Source organism: Streptomyces sp. NPDC088387, assembly GCF_044753385.1.
Classification (GTDB): Bacteria; Actinomycetota; Actinomycetes; order Streptomycetales; family Streptomycetaceae; genus Streptomyces.
Window position 1 is genome coordinate 320331 of sequence record NZ_JBIVNC010000007.1, and the last position, 21450, is coordinate 341780.

Annotated in this window: 17 protein-coding genes; 4 read left to right on the plus strand and 13 right to left on the minus strand. The window is 70.1% G+C overall.

Annotated features, from left to right (window positions below):
* Window positions 1-71: 71 nt before the first annotated feature.
* Window positions 72-1433, minus strand: coding sequence for a Pup--protein ligase (pafA, locus tag ACIQAC_RS20905; RefSeq protein WP_402193147.1), 1362 nt, complete (start codon window positions 1431-1433; stop codon window positions 72-74).
* Window positions 1434-1442: 9 nt separating this feature from the next.
* A complete protein-coding gene (locus ACIQAC_RS20910; protein ID WP_402193148.1) occupies window positions 1443-2702 on the minus strand; it encodes an MFS transporter in 1260 nt (419 codons plus the stop codon).
* A gap of 95 nt (window positions 2703-2797) precedes the next feature.
* On the opposite strand from ACIQAC_RS20910, the gene ACIQAC_RS20915 reads away from it, so the two are divergent.
* Window positions 2798-3814 carry a LacI family DNA-binding transcriptional regulator gene (locus ACIQAC_RS20915; RefSeq protein ID WP_402193149.1) on the plus strand — a complete coding sequence of 339 codons (1017 nt, stop codon included), beginning with the start codon at window positions 2798-2800 and terminating at the stop codon, window positions 3812-3814.
* Window positions 3815-3899: 85 nt separating this feature from the next.
* Here ACIQAC_RS20915 and prcA read toward each other — a convergent pair whose 3' ends face one another.
* The 5 genes from prcA to arc form a co-directional block, all read right to left on the minus strand.
* Window positions 3900-4679 (minus strand): proteasome subunit alpha, encoded by a 780-nt coding sequence (gene prcA / locus ACIQAC_RS20920; protein WP_402193150.1) that lies wholly within the window; start codon window positions 4677-4679, stop codon window positions 3900-3902.
* A gap of 61 nt (window positions 4680-4740) precedes the next feature.
* Entirely contained in the window at window positions 4741-5586 is an 846-nt protein-coding gene (gene prcB, locus ACIQAC_RS20925) for a proteasome subunit beta (protein WP_402193151.1), read from the minus strand.
* 291 nt (window positions 5587-5877) lie between these two features.
* Window positions 5878-6096: a ubiquitin-like protein Pup gene (locus ACIQAC_RS20930; protein WP_402193152.1), complete on the minus strand. Its 219-nt coding sequence runs from the start codon at window positions 6094-6096 to the stop codon at window positions 5878-5880.
* Window positions 6097-6276: 180 nt separating this feature from the next.
* Window positions 6277-7788: a depupylase/deamidase Dop gene (gene dop, locus ACIQAC_RS20935; RefSeq protein WP_402193153.1), complete on the minus strand. Its 1512-nt coding sequence runs from the start codon at window positions 7786-7788 to the stop codon at window positions 6277-6279.
* Window positions 7789-8019: 231 nt separating this feature from the next.
* Window positions 8020-9786, minus strand: coding sequence for a proteasome ATPase (gene arc / locus ACIQAC_RS20940; RefSeq protein WP_402193154.1), 1767 nt, complete (start codon window positions 9784-9786; stop codon window positions 8020-8022).
* A gap of 499 nt (window positions 9787-10285) precedes the next feature.
* On the opposite strand from arc, the gene ACIQAC_RS20945 reads away from it, so the two are divergent.
* Window positions 10286-10591 (plus strand): ferredoxin, encoded by a 306-nt coding sequence (locus ACIQAC_RS20945; protein WP_402193155.1) that lies wholly within the window; start codon window positions 10286-10288, stop codon window positions 10589-10591.
* Window positions 10592-10644: 53 nt separating this feature from the next.
* On the opposite strand, the gene ACIQAC_RS20950 is transcribed toward ACIQAC_RS20945, so the two are convergent.
* From ACIQAC_RS20950 to ACIQAC_RS20960, 3 genes are all read right to left on the minus strand, one after another.
* Window positions 10645-11226 carry a hypothetical protein gene (locus ACIQAC_RS20950; RefSeq protein ID WP_402193156.1) on the minus strand — a complete coding sequence of 194 codons (582 nt, stop codon included), beginning with the start codon at window positions 11224-11226 and terminating at the stop codon, window positions 10645-10647.
* Window positions 11227-11532: 306 nt separating this feature from the next.
* Window positions 11533-12435: a tRNA (adenine-N1)-methyltransferase gene (locus ACIQAC_RS20955; protein WP_402193157.1), complete on the minus strand. Its 903-nt coding sequence runs from the start codon at window positions 12433-12435 to the stop codon at window positions 11533-11535.
* Between the two features lie 88 nt (window positions 12436-12523).
* Complete coding sequence (locus ACIQAC_RS20960; protein ID WP_402193158.1) at window positions 12524-14080, minus strand: site-2 protease family protein; 1557 nt, start codon at window positions 14078-14080, stop codon at window positions 12524-12526.
* 228 nt (window positions 14081-14308) lie between these two features.
* Between ACIQAC_RS20960 and ACIQAC_RS20965 the strand changes: the two genes are divergently transcribed.
* On the plus strand, window positions 14309-15466 hold the full coding sequence (locus ACIQAC_RS20965; protein ID WP_402193160.1) for a PD-(D/E)XK nuclease family protein: 1158 nt from the start codon (window positions 14309-14311) through the stop codon (window positions 15464-15466).
* A gap of 524 nt (window positions 15467-15990) precedes the next feature.
* Window positions 15991-16662 (plus strand): response regulator transcription factor, encoded by a 672-nt coding sequence (locus ACIQAC_RS20970; RefSeq protein WP_030946450.1) that lies wholly within the window; start codon window positions 15991-15993, stop codon window positions 16660-16662.
* Between the two features lie 219 nt (window positions 16663-16881).
* Here the strand turns inward: ACIQAC_RS20970 and ACIQAC_RS20975 are convergent, their stop codons facing one another.
* From ACIQAC_RS20975 to ACIQAC_RS20985, 3 genes are all read right to left on the minus strand, one after another.
* Complete coding sequence (locus ACIQAC_RS20975; RefSeq protein ID WP_402193412.1) at window positions 16882-18462, minus strand: ABC transporter substrate-binding protein; 1581 nt, start codon at window positions 18460-18462, stop codon at window positions 16882-16884.
* Window positions 18463-18548: 86 nt separating this feature from the next.
* Window positions 18549-20153, minus strand: a complete 1605-nt coding sequence (locus ACIQAC_RS20980; RefSeq protein ID WP_402193162.1) for an ABC transporter substrate-binding protein — start codon at window positions 20151-20153, stop codon at window positions 18549-18551.
* Window positions 20154-20600: 447 nt separating this feature from the next.
* Window positions 20601-21296: an HAD family hydrolase gene (locus ACIQAC_RS20985; RefSeq protein WP_402193163.1), complete on the minus strand. Its 696-nt coding sequence runs from the start codon at window positions 21294-21296 to the stop codon at window positions 20601-20603.
* Window positions 21297-21450: the final 154 nt, after the last annotated feature.

The window sequence follows — 21450 nt, forward strand, 5'->3', positions numbered from 1 at the left end:
GAGAAGGGCGCCGTACGTGAAACGTACGGCGCCCCGCGTTGCGTTCCGGTGATAGGTCCGAAACTCGTCGCTCACATTCCGGCGATCAGCTTCTCCACCCGGTCGTCAACGGACCGGAACGGGTCCTTGCACAACACCGTGCGCTGTGCCTGGTCATTGAGCTTCAGGTGGACCCAGTCGACGGTGAAGTCCCGGCGCTGTTCCTGGGCCCGACGGATGAAGTCGCCGCGCAGCCGGGCCCGAGTGGTCTGCGGCGGAACGGACTTGCCCTCGAAGATCTTCAAGTCGTTGCAGATCCGGGCCGCTTGTCCCTTGCGCTCCAGCAGGTAGTACAGACCCCTGCGGCGGTGGATGTCGTGGTAGGCGAGGTCTATCTGGGCGACGCGCGGGTGCGACATCGTCATGTTGTTCTTGGCCCGGTACCGCTCGATGAGCTTGTACTTCATCACCCAGTCGATCTCGGTGCCGATCCGGTCGAGGTCCTCGGCCTCGATCGAGTCCAGCGTGCGGCCCCACAGTTCCAGGACCTGGTCCACGACGCCGGTGCGGATGCCACGCCGCTCGACGAAGTCCACGGCCTTCTCGTAGTACTCGCGCTGCACCTCAAGGGCGGAGGCCTCGCGGCCGCTGGCCAGACGCACCTTGCGCCGGCCCGTGATGTCGTGGCTGACCTCGCGGATCGCCCGGATCGGGTTCTCCAGGGTCAGGTCACGCATCACCGTGCCCGCCTCGATCATGCGCAGCACCAGGTCGGTCGCTCCGACCTTGAGCAGCATGGTGGTCTCGGACATGTTGGAGTCGCCGACGATGACATGCAGCCGGCGGTAGCGCTCGGCGTCCGCGTGCGGTTCGTCGCGCGTGTTGATGATGGGCCGGGAGCGGGTGGTCGCCGAGGAGACGCCCTCCCAGATGTGCTCGGCCCGCTGGCTGACGCAGTACACCGCACCGCGCGGCGTCTGCAACACCTTGCCGGCGCCGCACAGCAGCTGCCGGGTGACGAGGAACGGAATGAGGATGTCCGCGAGCCGGGAGAACTCCCCGTGCCGGGCCACCAGATAGTTCTCGTGGCAACCGTAGGAGTTGCCCGCCGAGTCCGTGTTGTTCTTGAAGAGGTAGACGTCGCCCGCGATTCCTTCCTCGTGCAGGCGTCGTTCGGCGTCGACCAGGAGTCCTTCGAGAATGCGCTCGCCGGCCTTGTCGTGAGTGACCAGTTCGGTCACGTTGTCACATTCGGGTGTCGCGTATTCCGGATGTGACCCGACATCGAGATAGAGCCGGGCGCCGTTTCGCAGAAAGACATTGCTGCTGCGGCCCCATGACACGACACGGCGGAAGAGGTACCGCGCCACCTCGTCGGGAGACAGGCGGCGCTGTCCCCTGAACGTACATGTGACGCCGTACTCGTTCTCCAGCCCGAAAATGCGGCGGTCCATGACTGAACATTACGCCCGATCCCCTGAACTGAAACGGGGTTCGGCAGCACGATTTGGATCAGTTTCCGATGAAGCCGCAACGACCGCTCCCCGCGCGGGAGCTGCGAGGACCCGTCCGGTGGCCGACAGGACCAGCAGCGACACCGCCCCCGCGGCGGCCGGCACCGCGAAGCCCCACAGCGCGCCGCCGGACTCGACGACCGGTCCCGCGAGGCCCGTTCCGACCGACGCGCCCACCGTGAACGTCGTCACGAGCCAGGAGAACGCCTCGGTGACGGTCCCCGCCGGAGCGTGCCGGTCCACGATGACGAACGCGCACGCGATGGCCGGTGCCAGGAACACCCCTGCGACCGCCGTCAGGGCCGTCATCCCCACCGGACCGGGCATCAGCATGAGCGGCAGGTAACACACCGCCAGAAGCGCGACCAGCACCCGCAGTCGCCGCTCCGGCACACCGGTCCACACCCGCGCCCCGTACAGCGTGCCGCCGACGAGCGCGCCGAGGCCGAGGCCCGCCATCAGCCAGCCGTACACCGCGTCACCGCCGCGGTCGTCCGCGTACGACACCGCCGCGACCGTGATGGAGCCGAGCGCCACGCCGACGAACAGGAACGCGCCGAGCAGCGCCAGCAGGCCCGGCGAGCGCAGGGCGCCCAGCCAGTGCGCCTCGCGGGGCGCCGAACGCCACGCGCGCGAGGGCGCCGACACGACCACCGACAGCGCGCCGAGCACGCCGAGCGCGTTGATGACGAGCAGGGCGGCCCCGGCCGACCAGAGCGACGCGCACAGGGTCACCAGCAACGGGCCGACGGTGAACATCACTTCCTGCGCCACGGCGTCCATCGCGTACGCCGTGTGCACCTGCCCCTCCTTGTGCAGCACGGAGGACCACAGCGCGCGCAGACCGCCCTCCAGGGGCGGTGTGAACAGCCCGGAGGCGCCGACCGCCACGTAGGCGAGGGGCAGCGGGCCGATGCCCGCGACGGCGAAGACGGCCATGGCGGCTGCCGAGAGGAGGGCTGCGGGCAGCTGCACGCGCGGCTGGCCGTACAGGTCCACCAGGCGGCCGAGCAGCGGCTGGCCCACGGCGTTCGACACGCCGTACACCGCCGCGAGCGCGCCGGCGAGGCTGTAGGAACCGCCCTCCGCGCGGACGAACAGCACGATGGCGATGGCCGCCGTGGCGTTCGGCAGCCGGCCCACCAGCGTGCCCGCGAGCAGCCGGGCCGCGTGCCTCGCCCTGAGTATCTCCAGGTAACCCGTGGCCATCTCCGCCCTTCCGGCTCAAGTGTTACGTATAACGTCGTGTGTCATACGTACCATGTGCGCTGTTCGGCCGTCCACACGGAAGGAGCAGGCGCGCGGTGGCACACGGCAGCACACGCCCCACGAGCCGGGACGTCGCCCAGGCCGCGGGCGTCTCCCAGGCCGCCGTCTCGCTGGTGCTCGGCGACAAGTGGCGCGGCCGGGTCTCCGAGGCCACCGCCCAGCGGGTCCGCGAGGCCGCCCAGGAGCTCGGCTACCGGCCCAACCTCGCCGCCCGCAACCTCCGCCTCGGCCGCACCCGTACGGTCCTGCTGGTCGTCCCCGCACTGACCACCGAGTTCTTCGCCGGCGTCTACACCGGCGCCACACGCGTCGCCGCCCGCCACGGGTTCGGCGTGGTGCTCTACCCCTCCCCCGAGGGCATCGGCCCCGCCCGCAACCCCTTCGCGTCCGCCCAGGCCGCGCTCGACGGCGTCCTCGCCTCCTCCATGGCCGCCGACGCCCTCACCGCCATCCGCGGCGACCAGCTGCCCCTGGTCATGCTCGACAGCGACCCCGAGGGCAGCCTCGGCGCGGCGACGGTCAACCTGGACATCGCCGACGGCGTCCACCAGGCGGTCGACCATCTGCTCGCCCTCGGCCACCGCAACTTCCTGCACCTCGCGGCCGGCATCGCCTCCTGGACCTTCGAGGTACGCGCCCGGGCGCTCACCGAGCGCCTCGCCGCCGTCCCCGGCGCGACCGTCCGCACCGCCCACGCGCCGATCTCCATCGACGGCGCCCGCGCCGCGGCCGAGGCCGCCCTCGCCCCGACCGACGGCCGCCCCACGGCGGTCGTCTGCGACGACGACCAACTCGCCGCCGGTGCCTACAAGGCGGCCCGCAGGCTCGGTCTGCGCGTCCCCGACGACCTGTCCGTCACCGGACTCGACGACTTGGCCCTCGCCACCGCCATCGACCCGGAACTGACCACGGTCCGCCTCGACGCCGAACTCTTCGGCGAACGCGGTATGCAGGCCCTCCTGGACGTCCTGGAGGGCCGGACACCCGACGGGGGCGACATCCCCGTCCAGCTCGTCCTGCGGGGCTCCACTGCGCCACCACGGGGCGCCTGAGACACCTGTGCCCCGGCCGGAAGCGGCCGGGGCACAGGAACAGGGTGTGGTCGCGCCCGGCGGTCACCCGCCGGGCGCCGCGCACCTACTCGTCGTCGGACTCGGTGGCCTCCGCCGAACCGGCGGACTCGGAGTCGGCGTCCTCACTGGCCGCCTCCGCACCGGCGCCGACCTCCAGCAGACGCGCCAGCGCGCCGCCGGTGATCCGCCGGAACTTGCGCTTCTGCGGCCGCGTACGGTCCAGCACCGCGACCTCGAGACGCTCCGCCGGGATCTCCCGCTGCGAACCGTTGGACTCCCGCGACAGCGCCTGCACCGCCAGCTTCAGCGCCTCGGCCAGCGTCATGCCGTCCTGGTGGCGCTGGTCCAGATAGGTGCTGATCAGCTCCGCGTTGCCGCCGACCGCGACCGAGCCGTGCTCGTCCACGATCGAACCGTCGTGCGGCAGCCGGTAGATCTGGTCGCCCTCGGGGGTCTCCCCGACCTCGGCGACGACCAGCTCCACCTCGTAGGGCTTCTCCGCGGCGGACGAGAAGATCGTGCCCAGCGTCTGCGCGTACACGTTGGCCAGGCCGCGGGCCGTGACGTCGTCGCGGTCGTAGGTGTAGCCGCGCAGGTCGGCGTAGCGGACACCGCCGATGCGCAGGTTCTCGTACTCGTTGTACTTGCCGGCCGCGGCGAAGCCGATCCGGTCGTAGATCTCGCTGAACTTGTGCAGCGCGCGGGACGGGTTCTCGCCGACGAACACGATGCCGTCGGCGAACTGAAGCACGACGAGGCTGCGGCCCCGGGCGATGCCCTTGCGGGCGTACTCCGCCCGGTCGGCCATGGCCTGCTGAGGTGAGACATAGAACGGCGTCGACACCGGTTATCCGTCCCTTTCTGTGGAAGTCACTGGGATCACCTGGACAGGAAGCGCGGCCCGGCTACAGCAGGGCGGCCCGCGGGCCGTCGGGCTGCTCCAGGCGCCGCTCCAGCACCGACCGGGCGATCCCCGAGGCCTCGTCCTCGGTCAGCCGGCGGAAGCCGTCGTCGGTGATCACGGTGATGATCGGGTAGATCCGGCGGGCGACATCGGGACCACCGGTCGCCGAGTCGTCGTCTGCCGCGTCATAGAGGGCCTGCACCACGAGGGTCGTGGCCTGCTCCTCGGTCAGGTCGTCGCGGTAGAGCTTCTTCATGGCACCGCGCGCGAAGACCGAGCCCGAGCCCGTGGAGGCGTAGCCGTGCTCCTGGGAGCGGCCGCCGGTGACGTCGTAGGAGAAGATGCGGCCCTTGCCGCGGTCCACGTCGTACCCCGCGAAGAGCGGCACCACGGCCAGGCCCTGCATGGCCATGCCGAGGTTGGACCGGATCATCGTGGACAGCCGGTTCGCCTTGCCCTCCAGCGACAGCTGGGCGCCCTCGACCTTCTCGAAGTGCTCCAGCTCCAGCTGGAAGAGCTTGACCATCTCGACCGCGAGACCGGCCGTGCCGGCGATGCCGACCGCCGAGTACTCGTCGGCGGGGAACACCTTCTCGATGTCCCGCTGCGCGATGACGTTGCCCATGGTCGCCCTGCGGTCGCCCGCGAGCACCACACCACCGGGGAACGTCACGGCCACGATCGTCGTGCCGTGCGGCGCCTCGATGACGCCCTGGGTGGGCGGGAGTTGCCGGTTGCCCGGCAGGATGTCCGGCTGGTGCTCGGACAGGAAGTCCATGAAGGACGACGACCCGGGTGTCAGGAAGGCAGCTGGTAGACGCCCGGTGCTACGAGTGTTGGCTTCCACGAGGATCCTTCCAAGTAAGCGACAGCCCGACGAACAGCGTCGGGATCGTCTCCCAACTTGCCGATGGCCGAATTGCAGTTGAAGCGCGTACGCCTCGGACCCTACCCGTCTTGCGACGGTGATCCACATGTCCGGCGGGAGACTTCCGGCAGATCACGGAAGCCGTCCCGGTGCGGCCGACGAAGTGCTGCCCGCGGCCTGCTGTGCGCACACCACGGGCAGCACTTTGCACTGGGCTCACCGAACCCCGATACATGCCGCGAAAACCTTCGATCCGAAGGGGAGAGCGGCCTACTGGCCGCCCTTCTGAACGAAGGACCTCACGAAGTCCTCGGCGTTCTCCTCGAGCACATCGTCGATTTCGTCCAGGACCGAGTCGACGTCGTCGCTCAGCTTCTCCTGGCGCTCCTTGAGGTCTTCGGAAGCCTGCGTCTCTGCCGCCTGCTCCTCGACCTCCTCGTTGGAGCGTGTCGCCTTCTGCTGTCCGCCGCCGGTGTCCTTGGTCGCCATCACCCTCACCCCGCTCGGTTCGCCCGACTAACTCGGCATCACTGCCGATCGGTCATGATCAGACCCTACAAGCCGGGTCTGACAATGGCCCCGTGGTTCTTCCAACGTACGGGGACCACCTCGATGATTCCCGGGCACCGGGATTTCCACCCTGTGCACCCGGCCCCCCAGGGGCTCGGGTCAGCCGCCTGAGAGCACCCTGACCAGGTCTTCCGCGGTGCGGCAGCGGTCCAGGAGCTCCTTGACGTGATTACGCGTTCCGCGAAGCGGTTCCAGGGTTGGAACCCGCTGAAGGGAGTCCCGCCCGGGCAGATCGAAGATCACCGAGTCCCAGGAGGCGGCCGCCACGTCGTCCGCGTACTGCTCCAGACAGCGCCCGCGGAAGTACGCGCGGGTGTCCTCCGGGGGCTTGCTGATGGCCCGCTCGACCTCGGACTCGTCCAGGAGGCGCTTCATCCGCCCGCGAGCCGCCAGACGGTTGTACAGGCCCTTCTCGGGGCGCACGTCCGCGTACTGGAGGTCGACCAGATGGAGGCGGGCGGCGTCCCAGTCGAGGCTGTCGCGGCGCCGGTAGCCCTCCATGACCTCGCGCTTCGCGACCCAGTCGAGTTCGCCGGACAGACTCATGTGGTCGCTCTCCAGACGGGTGAGCGTGTCCTCCCAGCGGGCCAGGACGTCCTTCGTCTGGTCGTCGACGTCGGCGCCGTACCGCTCCTCGACGTACTTGCGGGAGAGCTCGTAGTACTCCATCTGGAGCTGCACCGCGGTGAGTGTGCGGCCGCTGCGGAGCGTGACCAGTCGCTTGAGTGTGGGGTCGTGGGAGACCTGGTGCAGGGTGCGGACCGGCTGGTCGACGGCGAGGTCCACGGCGATGAAGCCGTCCTCGATCATCGACAGGACCAGCGCGGTCGTGCCCAGCTTGAGGTACGTCGAGATCTCCGACAGGTTCGCGTCGCCGATGATCACGTGCAGCCGGCGGTACTTCTCGGCGTCGGCGTGCGGCTCGTCGCGGGTGTTGATGATGGGGCGCTTGAGGGTGGTCTCCAGCCCGACCTCGACCTCGAAGTAGTCCGCGCGCTGGCTGAGCTGGAAGCCGTGCTCGTGGCCGTCCTGGCCGATACCGACGCGCCCTGCGCCGGTGAAGACCTGGCGGGAGACGAAGAAGGGCGTCAGGTGGCGCACGATGTCCGAGAACGGGGTTTCCCGCTTCATCAGGTAGTTCTCGTGCGTGCCGTAGGACGCGCCCTTGTTGTCGGTGTTGTTCTTGTACAGGTGGATGGGCTGGGCGCCGGGGAGCTGGGCGGCGCGCTCGGCGGCCTCGGCCATGATCCGCTCGCCCGCCTTGTCCCACAGGACGGCGTCGCGGGGGTTGGTGACCTCGGGGGAGCTGTATTCGGGGTGGGCGTGGTCCACGTAGAGCCGGGCACCGTTGGTGAGGATGACGTTGGCCAGGCCGATGTCCTCGTCGGTGAGCTGGCTGGAGTCGGCGGCCTCACGGGCGAGGTCGAAGCCTCGCGCGTCCCGCAGCGGATTCTCCTCCTCGAAGTCCCAGCGGGCCCGGCGGGCCCGGTGCATCGCCGCCGCATAGGCGTTCACGATCTGGGACGAGGTGAGCATGGCATTGGCGTTGGGGTGGCCGGGGACGGAGATCCCGTACTCCGTCTCGATGCCCATTACTCGCCGTACGGTCATGCGGCCCTCCTTGCCCGGCGGCACCCTCGGTCGTGGGTTCCGCTCAAGTACCGCTGGTGCTCCGGTGCGTGTGCGGTGCCCGTCCCCGCAGTGCGCCCGGCGGTACGGAAGAGCCTAGAACGCCTCTGCGCCGGCGGGGAGATCATTTGCGTCATTGCCTTGCTCCAGCCGTGGCCCGGAAAACAGTCGGCTGCGGGTACCCGGTGAGGGCACCCGCAGCCGCCCTGTCTTTTACAGGTACTGTCCGGTGTTCGCCACCGTGTCGATGGAGCGTCCGGTGTCCGCGCCCTGCTTTCCGGTGATGAGTGTGCGGATGTAGACGATCCGCTCACCCTTCTTGCCGGAGATTCGGGCCCAGTCGTCGGGGTTGGTGGTGTTGGGCAGGTCCTCGTTCTCCTTGAACTCGTCCACGCAGGCCTGGAGGAGGTGGGAGACGCGAAGGCCCTTTGCGTTGTGGTCGAGGAAGTCCTTGATCGCCATTTTCTTGGCGCGGCCCACGATGTTCTCGATCATGGCGCCGGAATTGAAGTCCTTGAAGTACAGGACTTCCTTGTCGCCATTGGCGTAGGTGACTTCCAGGAACCGGTTTTCCTCGGATTCGGCGTACATGTGTTCCACGGCCGTCTGGATCATGCTCTGGACGGTGGTGGTCTTGCTGCCGCCGTGCTCGCCGACGTCGTCGGAGTGCAGCGGGAGGCGCTCGGTGAGGTACTTGCCGAAGATGTCCTTCGCGGCCTCGGCGTCCGGACGCTCGATCTTGATCTTCACGTCCAGGCGGCCGGGTCGCAGGATGGCCGGGTCGATCATGTCCTCACGGTTGGAGGCACCGATCACGACCACGTTCTGGAGGCCCTCCACGCCGTCGATCTCGGCGAGCAGCTGGGGGACGATGGTGTTCTCCACGTCCGAGCTGACACCGGAGCCACGGGTGCGGAAGAGGGACTCCATCTCGTCGAAGAAGACGATGACGGGTGTGCCCTCGCTGGCCTTCTCACGTGCGCGCTGGAAGACGAGACGGATCTGCCGCTCGGTCTCACCGACGTACTTGTTGAGAAGCTCGGGACCCTTGATGTTGAGGAAGAAGCTCTTGCCGGTGGCCTGACCGGTGACCTCGGCGACCTTCTTGGCCAGCGAGTTGGCGACGGCCTTGGCGATGAGCGTCTTGCCGCATCCGGGGGGCCCGTACAGCAGGACGCCCTTGGGCGGCCTGAGTTCGTGCTCCTTGAACAGGTCGGGGTAGAGGTACGGAAGCTCCACCGCGTCGCGGATGGCCTCGATCTGTCCGCCGAGGCCGCCGATCTGCTCGTAGCCGATGTCGGGGACCTCTTCGAGGACGAGTTCCTCGACCTCGCTCTTGGGGACGATCTCGTAGACGTAGCCGGAGCGCGGTTCCAGCAGCAGGGCGTCGCCGGGGCGGATGGTGATGTCCAGCAGCGGCTCGGCGAGCCGCACCACCCGTTCCTCGTCGGTGTGCCCGACCACCAGGGCTCGTTCGCCGTCCTCAAGGATCTCCTTGAGGGTGACGATGTCGCCGACGCTCTCGTACTCCATGGCCTCGACCACGTTGAGCGCCTCGTTGAGCATGACTTCCTGGCCGCGCCTCATGTCTTCGAGTTCGACGCTTGGGCTGACGTTCACGCGGAGTTTGCGTCCTCCGGTGAAGATGTCGGCGGTGCCGTCCTCGTTGGCTTGCAGGAAGACACCGAAGCCGGCCGGCGGCTGCGCGAGCCGGTCGACTTCCTCCTTGAGGGCCACGATCTGGTCGCGGGCCTCTCGGAGGGTGTTGGCGAGCCGCTCGTTCTGAGCGGACACGCCGGCCAGGTTGGTCTGGAGCTCGACGATCCGCTCTTCGAGAATCCTCGTGTGTCGCGGAGAGTCGGCGAGCTTACGTCGCAGGACGGCGATCTCCTGCTCAAGGTAGGCAATCTGCCCGGCCGGGTCGTCGGACCCGCGTCCCGGGCGGATGCCGCGGTTCATGTCGTCGTCGTGGGCTGCCACGGTCCTCACCTCCTCCAAGGGGAGCTGGACGCTTCCAGACCCTACCTGGGTGGGTGTCGATTGAAACCCCTAGATCACAAAGACTGTCAAGGTGTGTCGTCGGTCACCCTGCGCTCTCCCTCACGCCGTCTGGATACCCACTCAACGCTATTCAGAAGCGGGCTGTTCCAAGTCGGGAGGTGTCAAAATCCTTCACGGCTGACCGGAGTTGCCGACTCGGAGGGTGTGACTGCCTGCGCGGGCGCGGCTCGGAGCGGCGGCAAGAGGGCCCGCGCGGGCGGTGGATCGCGGTCCGCGCGGACGGTCGCGTACGCCGGAGCCCGCTCCCCGGCCGGTGACGGAGAGTGGCGGCGGTGGCGGCCGGGAACACTCCACCGTGGCGCTCGACGACCTTGGACCGTCCGGGGCCGGAGGTAGGGTCGAGGCCGTTGGGGACCCGCCGCGGCGGGCCGGGCCGCCCGGTCCGGCGGACCGCCCGGCACAGGAGACGGCAGGAGACATGACGGTGCAGCAGGACGCCGGAGCCGACGGTGAGGCCCTGGAGGTCTGGATCGACCAGGATCTGTGCACGGGCGACGGGATCTGTGCCCAGTACGCGCCGGAGGTGTTCGAGCTGGACATCGACGGCCTGGCGTACGTGAAGAGCGGCGAGGACGAGCTGCTCCAGGACAAGGGCGCCACCACGCGCGTGCCGCTGCCGCTGCTCACCGACGTCGTGGACTCGGCGAAGGAGTGTCCCGGCGAGTGCATCCATGTGCGCCGGGTGACCGACCGCGTCGAGGTGTACGGCCCCGACGCGGCGTGAGCGGGCCCGCGCGGCATGTCACCGCGGCGGGTGCCGTGGGCTGAGCCCGGGGTTCAGACGCTGCGGGCGGCGGCGGGTTCGGAGCGCACGAACGTGCCGTCCTTCCACTGCCACTTCGCGTGGTCGGTGACGTCCGGGCAGCAGGTCGGGACGTCGGAGGACGAGTAGCCGAGCAGGGTGGCGAGGACGGCGCCGTCGCGTATCGCGAACTCCTTGACGGTGTTGCGGTCCTTGGGTGCGACGAGGGTGGCCACCACGCGCGGCCGGACGTCACCCGCACCCTGCGTGAGGACGTAGACCCCGTCGGGGGGTGTGCTCATGGCGGCGTCGCAGTGCACCACGGCGACGGTCTCGGGCCGGCCGTCGCCGTCGAGGTCGCCGGCGGCCTTCTTCGCCACCAGCGCGGCCACGGGGCCGCAGTCGATCGGGAAGGCGACGCCCTCGGTGGACGGGGCCTCGACGGTCTGTGTGGTCTCGCTCGAGCGGCCTTCAGGCTGGGCGGCGGTCGCGGCGTCGGGCTGGACGACCGAGGAGAGGGCGACGACACCGGCGAGGGCCGTGGCGGTGGCGAGCCAGTGGATGGGACGGGTCTGGGCGTGGGACTGGGCCAGTTCCGGGACGGCGGGTTGCTGCACTAGGAGTGTCTCCTGTGAGGGCTGTGCCGGTGGGGGTGGCCAGCATGGTGCCACACGTCACAGTGCGGGGGAACGGCGGGGTGGACAGTTGTGCGGGGAGTGGTTCCGCGCGGAGGCCGCCCCACGCGCCGGGGAGGAGTCGGCGGCGCGCAACTGCGGGATGCCGGTGGTGACTTCACTGCCGGCCGCGACGGTCGCTCTTTGCCGCCGCGCGGGAGGCGGCCGGAAAGTGCCGCGCCCGGGCTCCCCGGTGGTGGCGGGAACTCGGGCGCGGTGGCACGGCGTTGGGTGTGGCACGGGGCCGGGTCAGCGGCCGAGGCCGCCGTCGGCGTTGGGGCCGGCGTAGTCCTCGCCGTAGGCGCCCTTGGCGGGGCGGCGGCGGCGCATGGGCGGCTCGACGCCGTCGGCGAGGCGGCGGGCGGTGAGGAGGAAGCCGGTGTGGCCGATCATCCGGTGGTCCGGGCGGACGGCGAGGCCTTCGATGTGCCAGTTGCGGATCATCGACTCCCAGGCGGTCGGCTCGTTGAAGCAGCCGATCTCGCGGATGGACTCCACGGTCCGTGCGAGCTGGGTGGTGGTCGCGACGTAGCAGCACAGGATGCCGCCGGGGACGAGCGCCTTGGAGACGGCGTCCAGGCACTCCCAGGGGGCGAGCATGTCCAGGATGACGCGGTCGACGTCGGTGTCGGAGAGGTTGTCCTGGAGGTCGCCGACGGTGAGCTGCCAGGCGGGGTGCGGGCCGCCGAAGTAGCGCTCCACGTTCTGCCGGGCGATGTCGGCGAAGTCCTCGCGGCGCTCGTAGGAGTGCAGCATGCCGTGGTCGCCGATGGCGCGCAGGAGGAAGCTGCTGAGGGAGCCGGAGCCGACGCCGGCCTCGACGACGCGCGCGCCGCTGAAGATGTCGGCGAAGGCGAGGATCTGCCCCGCGTCCTTCGGGTAGACGACGGCTGCCCCTCGGGGCATGGAAAGGACGTAGTCGGGGAGCAGGGGGCGCAGCGCGAGGTAGGCGACATTGCCGGTGGTGCGGACAACGCTGCCCTCGGGAGCACCGATCAGTTCGTCGTGCGGGAAGGAGCCCTTGTGGGTGTGGAAGTTCTTCCCGGCTTCGAGCGTGAACGTGTAGTGGCGGCCCTTGGGGTCGGTCAGCTGAACCTGGTCCCCGACCTTGAAGGGCCCGCGCCTGCGGGCGGCACCGGTCGGTTCGGACATGTGACCAGCCTACCGGCGTTTGGAACGCCGGCCGACCACAGGTATGGAGCACCGCAAGTACGGAGCACCGCTCTCCTGAAGCGGGTGTCTAAGTGGGGCGGGCCATCGCCTTCACGAAGGCGCGCTCGACGTCCGCCGCCGACAGGACGCCGTAGATCTCACCGGTCTCCTCGACCACCAGGTACTCGGTGGCGGGGGTGGCGCGCAGGACCTCCAGGAGGTCCTCGCCGGCCAGTTCGGCGGAGACGCGCATGCCGTCGGTGAGGTCCTGGGCGAGGCCGCTGACCGGGACCCAGGGGCGGCGGTGTTCGGGTACGCCGACGATGGCGGCCTCGCGGACGAGGGAGAGGGGGCTGCCCTCGCCGTCGACGACGACCAGCGCGCGGGCGCCGGCGGTGTTGGCGCGGCGCAGGGCCTCGGAGAGAGGGGTGTCGCTCTCCACGGGGACCGCGCGGCGGGTGAGCGTCCGGGCGCGCAGGTCGGGCAGGTGCTCGCGGAGCCGGGCGACGCGGAGGCTGTTGCCGGCGCCGGTCCAGATGATCGCGGCGAGGATCGCGGCGAGCAGCGCGTCCATGACGGTGTCCATGCCGACGTTGTCCTCGGCGTTGCTGCCGAGGACGCCGGACTGGGTGAGCAGCGGCAGCCCGATGAGGACGGAGACGGCGAGCGCGCGGCCGACCCAGGCGGCGGCGACCGTGCCGCTCATCGGGCGGCCGGTGATCTTCCAGACGACCGCGCGGAGCATCCGGCCGCCGTCGAGCGGAAGTCCCGGCAGCAGGTTGAAGCCGGCCACGATGAGGTTGGAGATCATCAGGCCGGCGAGCAGGACGCCGGGGACCGTGCCGGGCTCGACGGGCTGCATCGCGAGATAGAAGAGCCCGGACAGCACCAGGGACAGCAGCGGCCCGACGAAGGCGAGGACGAACTCCCGTCCGGGGGTCTCGGCCTCCTTCTCGATCTCGGAGACACCGCCGAAGAACTGGAGCTGGATGCGGCGCACGGGGAGCTTGAAGCGCAGGGCCGCGACGGTGTGGGCCAGTTCGTGGACCAGTACGGAGGCGTAGAAGGCGACCGCGAAGAAGAGGGAGACCAGGTAGCGGGCGGCGCCGAGCTCGGGCAGCACCCGGTCGAGCTGTCCGCCGAAGACCCAGGTGATCAGGGCGGCGACGAGGAACCAGCTGGGGGCCACGTAGACCGGAACGCCGAACGGCCGGCCCATGAGGAGGCCGCCGCCGGGTCCCGCCGGCCGCTGCGGGGGCTGTCCCTTGGTCATGCCGCCGTGCGCGAACACCCGGTCGGGGTGGGCGTCCCGGGGGTCGGTGACGGGGTGCTCGGGGCCCTTGGGGCCGGCCGGTGCGGGGTCGCCGGCGGGGTCCTGCGGCGACTCGGCGGCCGGTGTCCGCGGGCCGGGCTGGACCGGGGTGCCGGCGGGGGGTGTGGCGTCCTCGGCGGGGTCCGGTGCGGAGTCGGCGGACGGGGCGGACTCGGCCGGCGCGGCGGGCTGTTCGCCGTTCTGGCCGGACTCCTCGCGCGGGGCCGGGTCGGGGCGCGAAGGGTCTGCGGTCGGAGCCGTCGGCTTGGCGTGACGCTCGGCCGATTCGTCGTTCTCCGGCCGCGGCTGCCCGCTCCCGCCGCTCTCGTCCACGATGTCCCCTCGTTCGCCGCGTCTTCCGCTCCTGCCGGGCGGAAGGGTCTGGGGTCGATGGTATGCGGCCGTCACGGCCCGGCACGCCCCGGCACCCCTTCAGTTTCCCCGGCTGTCCCTCCCGTAACGGGCGAAAGGGCCACCGCGTGCCCTCGGTACACCGCTCCCCCGGCCGCGGGTACCGGTCGGCGTGGGTCACTGTCAGTGGCGGGCCGTATGGTCTGAGGCATGGAGAGCAGCAGCGAGGTCGGTGCCCCGGGCCCTGACGGTGGTACGGCGGAGGTGGCGCCCGTCGTCGACGAGGTGACGGACGGTGCGGCGAAGGAGACGGCGCTGCCCGCCGAGCCGGTGGCCATACCGCCTTCGTCGTTGTCGCCGTCGCGGGCGGGCGACTTCATGCAGTGCCCGTTGCTGTACCGGTTCCGGGTGATCGACCGGTTGCCGGAGAAGCCGAGCGAGGCGGCGACGCGCGGGACGCTGGTGCACGCGGTCCTGGAGCGGCTCTTCGACGCCCCGGCGGGCGAGCGTACGGCGCCGCGCGCGAAGTCGCTGATCCCGGGGCAGTGGGACCGGCTGCGGGAGAACCGGCCGGAGGTGGCCGAGCTGTTCGCGGACGACCCGGAGGGCGAGCGGCTCACGCGGTGGCTGGGCGAGGCGGAGCAGCTGGTGGAGCGCTGGTTCTCGCTGGAGGATCCGACCCGGCTCGAGCCGGCCGAGCGCGAGCTGTTCGTGGAGACCGAGCTGGAGTCGGGGCTGCGGCTGCGCGGGATCATCGACCGGGTGGACGTGGCGCCGACCGGTGAGGTGCGGATCGTCGACTACAAGACGGGCAAGGCGCCGCGTGCGGAGTACGCGGACGGCGCGCTGTTCCAGATGAAGTTCTACGCGCTGGTGGTGTGGCGGCTGAAGAACGTGGTGCCGCGGCGGCTCCAGTTGATCTACCTCGGCAGTGGTGACGTCCTCACCTACGATCCGGTCCTCGCCGACCTTGAGCGCGTGGAGCGGAAGCTGCTCGCGCTGTGGGAGGCGATCCGGCTCGCGACCGAGACGGGTGACTGGCGGCCGCGGCCGACGAAGCTGTGCGGCTGGTGCGACCACCAGGCGGTGTGCCCGGAGTTCGGCGGCACTCCCCCGCCGTATCCGCTGCCGGTGACCCGGCCGGCGGCGGGCAGCGGCCCGGCACGCATCCCGAGGGCCTCGGACCCGGTACCGGACGCGGCTCTGGCGGATGCCGGGGTGCCCACACCGGGGGCGGCGCCCGGCGCGACGCGGCTCGCCGAAGCAACGGCACCCGGCGCCACCGGGCCCGCCTCGGATTCGACACCTGGCGTCACCGGGCCAACCCCGGAATCGACATCCGGCGCCGCCCGGCCGGCCACGGAATAGACAGCCGGCGCCACTGGGCCCGCCCAAGACGCCGCACCCCGCGCCTCGGGCCCGCCCCGGACGCCTCGTCCCACCCCACCGAGCCCACCCAGGCACAGCGCCCGCGCCACCGAACGCACCCGGACGCCACAACCCTCCCCACCAAGCCCACACGGACACCGCACCCCACACCACCGAACCCACCGCGCCCACGCCACCGCACCCCTGCCACCGCACCCATCCCAGAAGCCGCGCCCCGCGCGTCCGGGCTGCCCCGGGCACCTCACCCCACCGAACCCACCCCGGACACCCCGTCCCACGTCACCGAGCCGACCCCAGCGGCCCCGTCCCGCGTCGGCGGCGGTGCCCCCCGGGGGCGGTGGTGTCGGTGGCACCGGTGTCGAGGCGGAGCGGGTGGTGTTCGGAGGCACCGGCGTCAGCGCGGAGCGGGTGGCTTCGGGCTGCTGGCGGGGCGCGGCGAGGGCGCCGGAGTCCGGGCGCCGTGCGCAGGGCAGAATGGGCCCGGACTAGCGAAGGAGACTTACGTGGCCATCCGCGTCCTACTGGTCGACGACCAGCCGCTGCTGCGCACCGGCTTCCGGATGATCCTGGAGGCCGAGCAGGACATCGCGGTCGTCGGCGAGGCCGGAGACGGCCTCCAAGCTCTCGACCAGGTACGGGCCCTACAGCCCGACGTGGTGCTCATGGACATCCGTATGCCCCGGATGGACGGGGTGGAGGCGACCCGCCAGATCACCGGCCCGGGGCGGGACGGACCGGCGAAGGTGCTGGTGCTGACCACCTTCGATCTCGACGAGTACGTGGTCGAGGCGCTCAAGGCGGGGGCCAGCGGCTTCCTGCTGAAGGACGCTCCGGCCAACGAGCTGGTGCAGGCGATCCGGGTGGTCGCCGCGGGCGAGGCGATGCTCGCGCCCAGCATCACGCGCCGGCTGCTCGACAAGTACGCCACCCACCTCCCGTCCGGCGACGAGCCCGTGCCGGACACCCTGCACACTCTCACCGAGCGTGAGGTGGAGGTGCTGAAGCTGGTGGCACGCGGGTTGTCGAACGCGGAGATCGCCGCGGACCTGTTCGTCAGCGAGACGACCGTCAAGACCCATGTGGGCCATGTGCTCACCAAGCTGGGGCTGCGCGACCGTGTGCAGGCCGCGGTGTACGCGTACGAGAGCGGACTGGTGCGGCCCGGCGCGCAGTGAGGCCCGCGCGCCGGGAAAGATCAAAGGGCGCCCCGTCCAGTGACGGGGCGCCCTTCGTGCCCTCGGGACCCCGGGCCGCCCTCGGCCGCACCAGGCTCCGAGCTCCGGGCTGCGGGCCTCCGGCCGCCGGCTCCAGGCTCCCGGCCTCCGGAGCCAGGCTCACGGCACCCGGCACCCGGCACCCGGCACCCGGCACCCGGCTCCCGGCTCCCGCCCGCGTCAGCTCTTGCTGAGTTCCCAGAAGCGGAACACCGTCGAGGCGTCCAGGCAGTACTCCAGGCCGTAGACCCCGTCGCGGACGACCGCGTACTGCTTGGCCTGCCAGATCGGGATCATGGGGACCTCCTCGGCGACGACGTCCTGGAGGCGGGCGTAGTCGTCGTCGGTGGCGGCCCGGTCGCTCTGGGCGGCGGTGTTCGGGATCAGGCTGTTGGTGATGGTGCTGTTGGTGTAGTTGTTGCCGAGCACATTGCCCTCGCCGAAGAACGGGGCGGTGAAGTTGTCGGGGTCGGGGTAGTCCGGCACCCAGCCCTTGACGTACACGCCGTACTTGCCGTCGGCGATGCCCTTCTCGTACCGGTCGAAGGGGACGGACTTCACGTCGGCGTCGAACAGGCCGCTCGCGTTGAGCTGTCCGGCGATCGCCTCGAACTCCTCGTCCGTGGACGGGCCGTAGCGGGCCGGTGTGGACCACAGGGTGAGCTTCACCTTGTCGGTGATGCCGTCGGCGGCGAGCGCGGCCGCCGCCTTCTCCTTGGATGGCCGGGCGCCGTAGGTGTCGAAGAAGGCCGTGTTGTGGCCGCTGATGCCCGCCGGGACGATCGAGTACAGCGGTGTGGCCGTGCCCTCGTAGACCTTGTCGACGAGGGCGTCGCGGTCCAGCAGGTGGGCGATGGCCTTGCGCACGCCGAGCTGTCCGGTGACCGGGTCGTCGGTGTTGAGGACCAGGTGCTGGACCTCGGCGCTGGTGCCCTCGACGACCTCGGTGCCGGTGCCGTCGGAGGTGCGCTCGATGTCGGCGATGTCGCCGGCGCTCAGACCGCGGTAGGCGATGTCGATCTCGCCGTCCTGGAGGGCCTTCTTGAGGGCGGTGCGGTCGCCGTGGAAGAACCTGAGGGTGACGCCCTCGTTCTGGGTCTCGGCGGTGCCCTTGTAGTGCTCGTTGACGGAGAAGACGGCCTCGTCGTCGGAGTACGACTCCAGCTTGTACGGGCCGGAGCCGGCGGCCTCGCCGTCCTCGCGCAGTCCGTCGGCGTCGTACTGCCGGTGGTCGACGATGGAACCGGCGCCGGACGCGATCTTGCTGGGGAAGGTGGCGTCCGCGGTCTTCAGATGGAACAGAACCGTTTCTGCATCGGGCGTCTCGACGCGGTCGAGCGTCGGGAACATCACCGCGGGACCGTCGGGGTCGTTGATCTTCAGCATGCGGTCGAAGGAGTACTTGACGTCCTTCGAGGTGAGCGCGTCACCGTTGCCGAACTTCAGTCCGTCCTTGAGCGTGCACCGGTAGAGCCGGGTGGAGTCGTCCGTGAAGTCGCAGCTCTTCGCGGCCTCCGGCCGCGGTTCCGTGCCGCCCTCGGGGAAGCTGAGCAGGGACTGGAACACGTTGTTGAACAACAGCCACGAGCCGGGGTCGTATCCGGAGGCCGGGTCGGTGGCGAGGACGTCGTCGGACATACCGAGCACGACGTTCTCGCTGTCGCCTCCCGCTCCCCCCGTCTGTGTGCCGCATCCGGTCAGCAGGCCGCCGGCCAGCCCCGCCACGAGGGGCAGGACCGGCCACTGGTTGCGCAGGTTCACTTCGAAGAGCCTTGTCGTTGTTTCGCGTCCGACCGAGCGGCCCGGGAGCTGCCCGGACCCGTCGGTCTCCTTGCCCGCGGCGGGCGTCAGCCGCTCACACCGCGCTTGAGCTCCCACAGCTGAAGGGTGGAGGAGGAGTTGACGACGTAGGCGGTGCCCGTGATGTCGTCGCGCGCGGCCACGTACTGCTTACCCTGCCACAGCGGGAGCACCGGGACGTCCTCGGCGACGATGTCCTGGATCTCGGTGAGCGCGTCGACCGCGGAGATCCGGTCGGCCTCGCGACGGGAGTCCGGGATCAGAGTGTTGATGATCCGGCTGTTCGCGTAGGGCGAGTTGAGGAAGTTGTCCTTGTCCAGGAACGGCGCCAGGAAGCTGTCGCTGTCCGGGAAGTCGGGGAACCAGCCCATGCCGTAGACGTCGTAGTCGCCGTTGCGCTCGGCCGGGACGAAGGTGTCCCAGGCCTCGCCCTTGATGGAGACGTCGAAGAGGCCGCTGTCGTTGAGCTGCTTGCGCAGCAGCTCGAACTCCTTCTTCGTGGCCGCGCCGTAGTGGTCGGTGGTGTAGTGCAGCGTGAGCTTCACCGGGGTGGTCACGTTGGCCTCGGTGAGCAGGTCCTTGGCCTTGGAGACGTCCGGGTCGCCGTACTTGTTGAAGAACGAGTTGGAGTGGCCCGTGATGGTCGCCGGCACCAGCGAGTAGAGCGGCTCGGCCTGCGTGCCGTAGACCCCCGCGACCAGCGAGGTGCGGTCGACGACCTGGGCCATCGCCTGCCGTACGGCCTTGTCGCTGACGGTCGCGGCGTCGGTGTTGAAGCCCAGGTAGCGGATCTCCAGGCCCTGCACCTCGACCAGGTCGATGTCGCCGTTGACGCTGCCGTCGAGGTCCTGGATCTGCTCCGGCGTCATGGTGCGGGTCATGACGTCGATGTCGCCCTTCTCCAGGGCGGAACCCATCGTGTCGGCGTCCTTGAAGGAGCGGACCTCGACCTTGTCGTTGTTCACCGTCAGGGAACCCTTGTAGTTGGGGTTCTTGGTGAACACGGCGGACACCATCTCGCCGTCCTTGACCTCGGGCTCCATCGTGTACGGGCCGGAGCCGTCGATGTCGAAGCCGTCACGCAGCGACTTGGTGGTGTAGTCGTCGGGGTTGACGATGCCGGCGACGGGCGTGGACAGCTTGTACGGGAACGTCGCGTCCGCGGTGTTGAGGTGGAAGATCACCTCACGGTCGCCGTTGGTCTCGACGGTGTCGACGGTCGAGAGCAGCGCGAAGACGCCACTGTCCGCCTTGAGCGCGAGGGCGCGGTCGATGGAGTACTTCACGTCCTCGGCGGTGATCGGGTCACCGTTGGAGAACTTGAGGTCCTTGCGCAGCTTGCAGCTGTAGCGCTCGTTGCCGGTGTCGGTGAAGCCGCAGCTCTCGGCGGCCTCGGGGACCGGCTCGCCCTCGCCGCGCGGCTGGATCATCAGGGTCTGCACGGTCTGGCGCAGGATGTTCCAGCTGCCGACGTCGTAGGAGTAGGCCGGGTCCACGGGCGCGGGCGCGTCCTTCGTGGCGATGAACCGGTCGGTGGTGCCCGTGACGATCGCGTCGCCCCCGTCGCCGCCACTGTCGGAGCCACCACAGGCGGCGAGCGCCGGGACGAGCAGACCGACCACGGCCGGTAGCACCAAAGTCTTACGGTTCATGCTCGGGTTTCTCCAGGGCTTCGAGTCCGTGTATCCCGCATGCAGGGGTGTCGCGGCGGATCACGGGGGTGGGAGCGATGGTCTCGCGACGAGATTAGTCCGCGCTCGCACCGGGGTTCACGGCCGCCGGAGCCGAGCCCCCATCACGCTGCGAAACCGGTCGTGGACACACCGAAAACCCGACAGCGGAAGGATTCGTGCAGCATTTCACCAATCGGGACACAAGGGCACGCCCGCGGCGCCGAAACCCGGGCGGAATACACAGCCCACCCACCCTGTCGACCCCCTGCGGGGTGGTGAACGTCACACCATCAACCAGGGGTGCGGGCGGCTGAATTCAGTCATCCGGGCGAGAAGAATTCGCCGTCGGCGGCGACTTGGAATTCCACTGCCGCCGCCGTCGCACACAGGGTGAACACCAGACGCATATGTGTCATCGGGCGGCGATCAGGCCGTGACGAGTCCCCGCAGAAATGCCAGGTCGACCTCTTCGAGGGAGTTCACCACCGTGCGCCTGGCGGCGGGCGGGATGGGCGCGACCGACGGCACCGCGACGACATGGCAGCCGGCCGCCTCGGCGGCCGCCACACCCGTCACCGTGTCCTCCACGACCGCGCATCTCGCCGGGTCCACGCCGAGCCCGGAGGCGGCCAGTAGATAGGGATCGGGATGCGGCTTGGTGCGCGGCACCTCGTCCCCGGCCACCGTCAGCGAGAAGTACTGCGGGCCCAGCGAGGCGAGCACACGGTCGATGACCCGCCGGTGCGAGGCGGAGACCAGCGCGGTCGGCACACGCTGCGCGGACAGCTCGGCGAGCAGCCGGGCGGCGCCGGGCATCAGCGGCAGGGACCGGCCGATACGGTCCTCGAAGCCCTGGTTGAGCAGCAGGGTGAGCTCACCCACGCCGATGTCGGCGCCGGTGGCCTCGATGAGGAACCCCGCGCTGCGGCTCATGGGCCCGCCGACCACCACATGGCGCCAGGAGTCGTCGAGCGTGTGACCGAGGCCGGCGAAGATCTCGACCTCGACGTCCCACCAGAAACCCTCGGTGTCCACCAGGGTCCCGTCCATGTCGAGGAGCACGGCCTGAAGGGCTGAGCCCTCGGCCGTACGAGTGCCGAGCGCGGGGACGGTAGTCGTCATCCGGCGTACCTCCTTGGGGGACGACCAGGCCGGCTCCCGCGAGGGGAACCGGCCATCGGTGGACCGACCAGTGTACGTCGTCCGGGATCAGCGCGCCGTATGAGTTTCCGGGACCGCCCCCGGAGTCACCTGGGCCCTGCGGGACCGCGCCCGG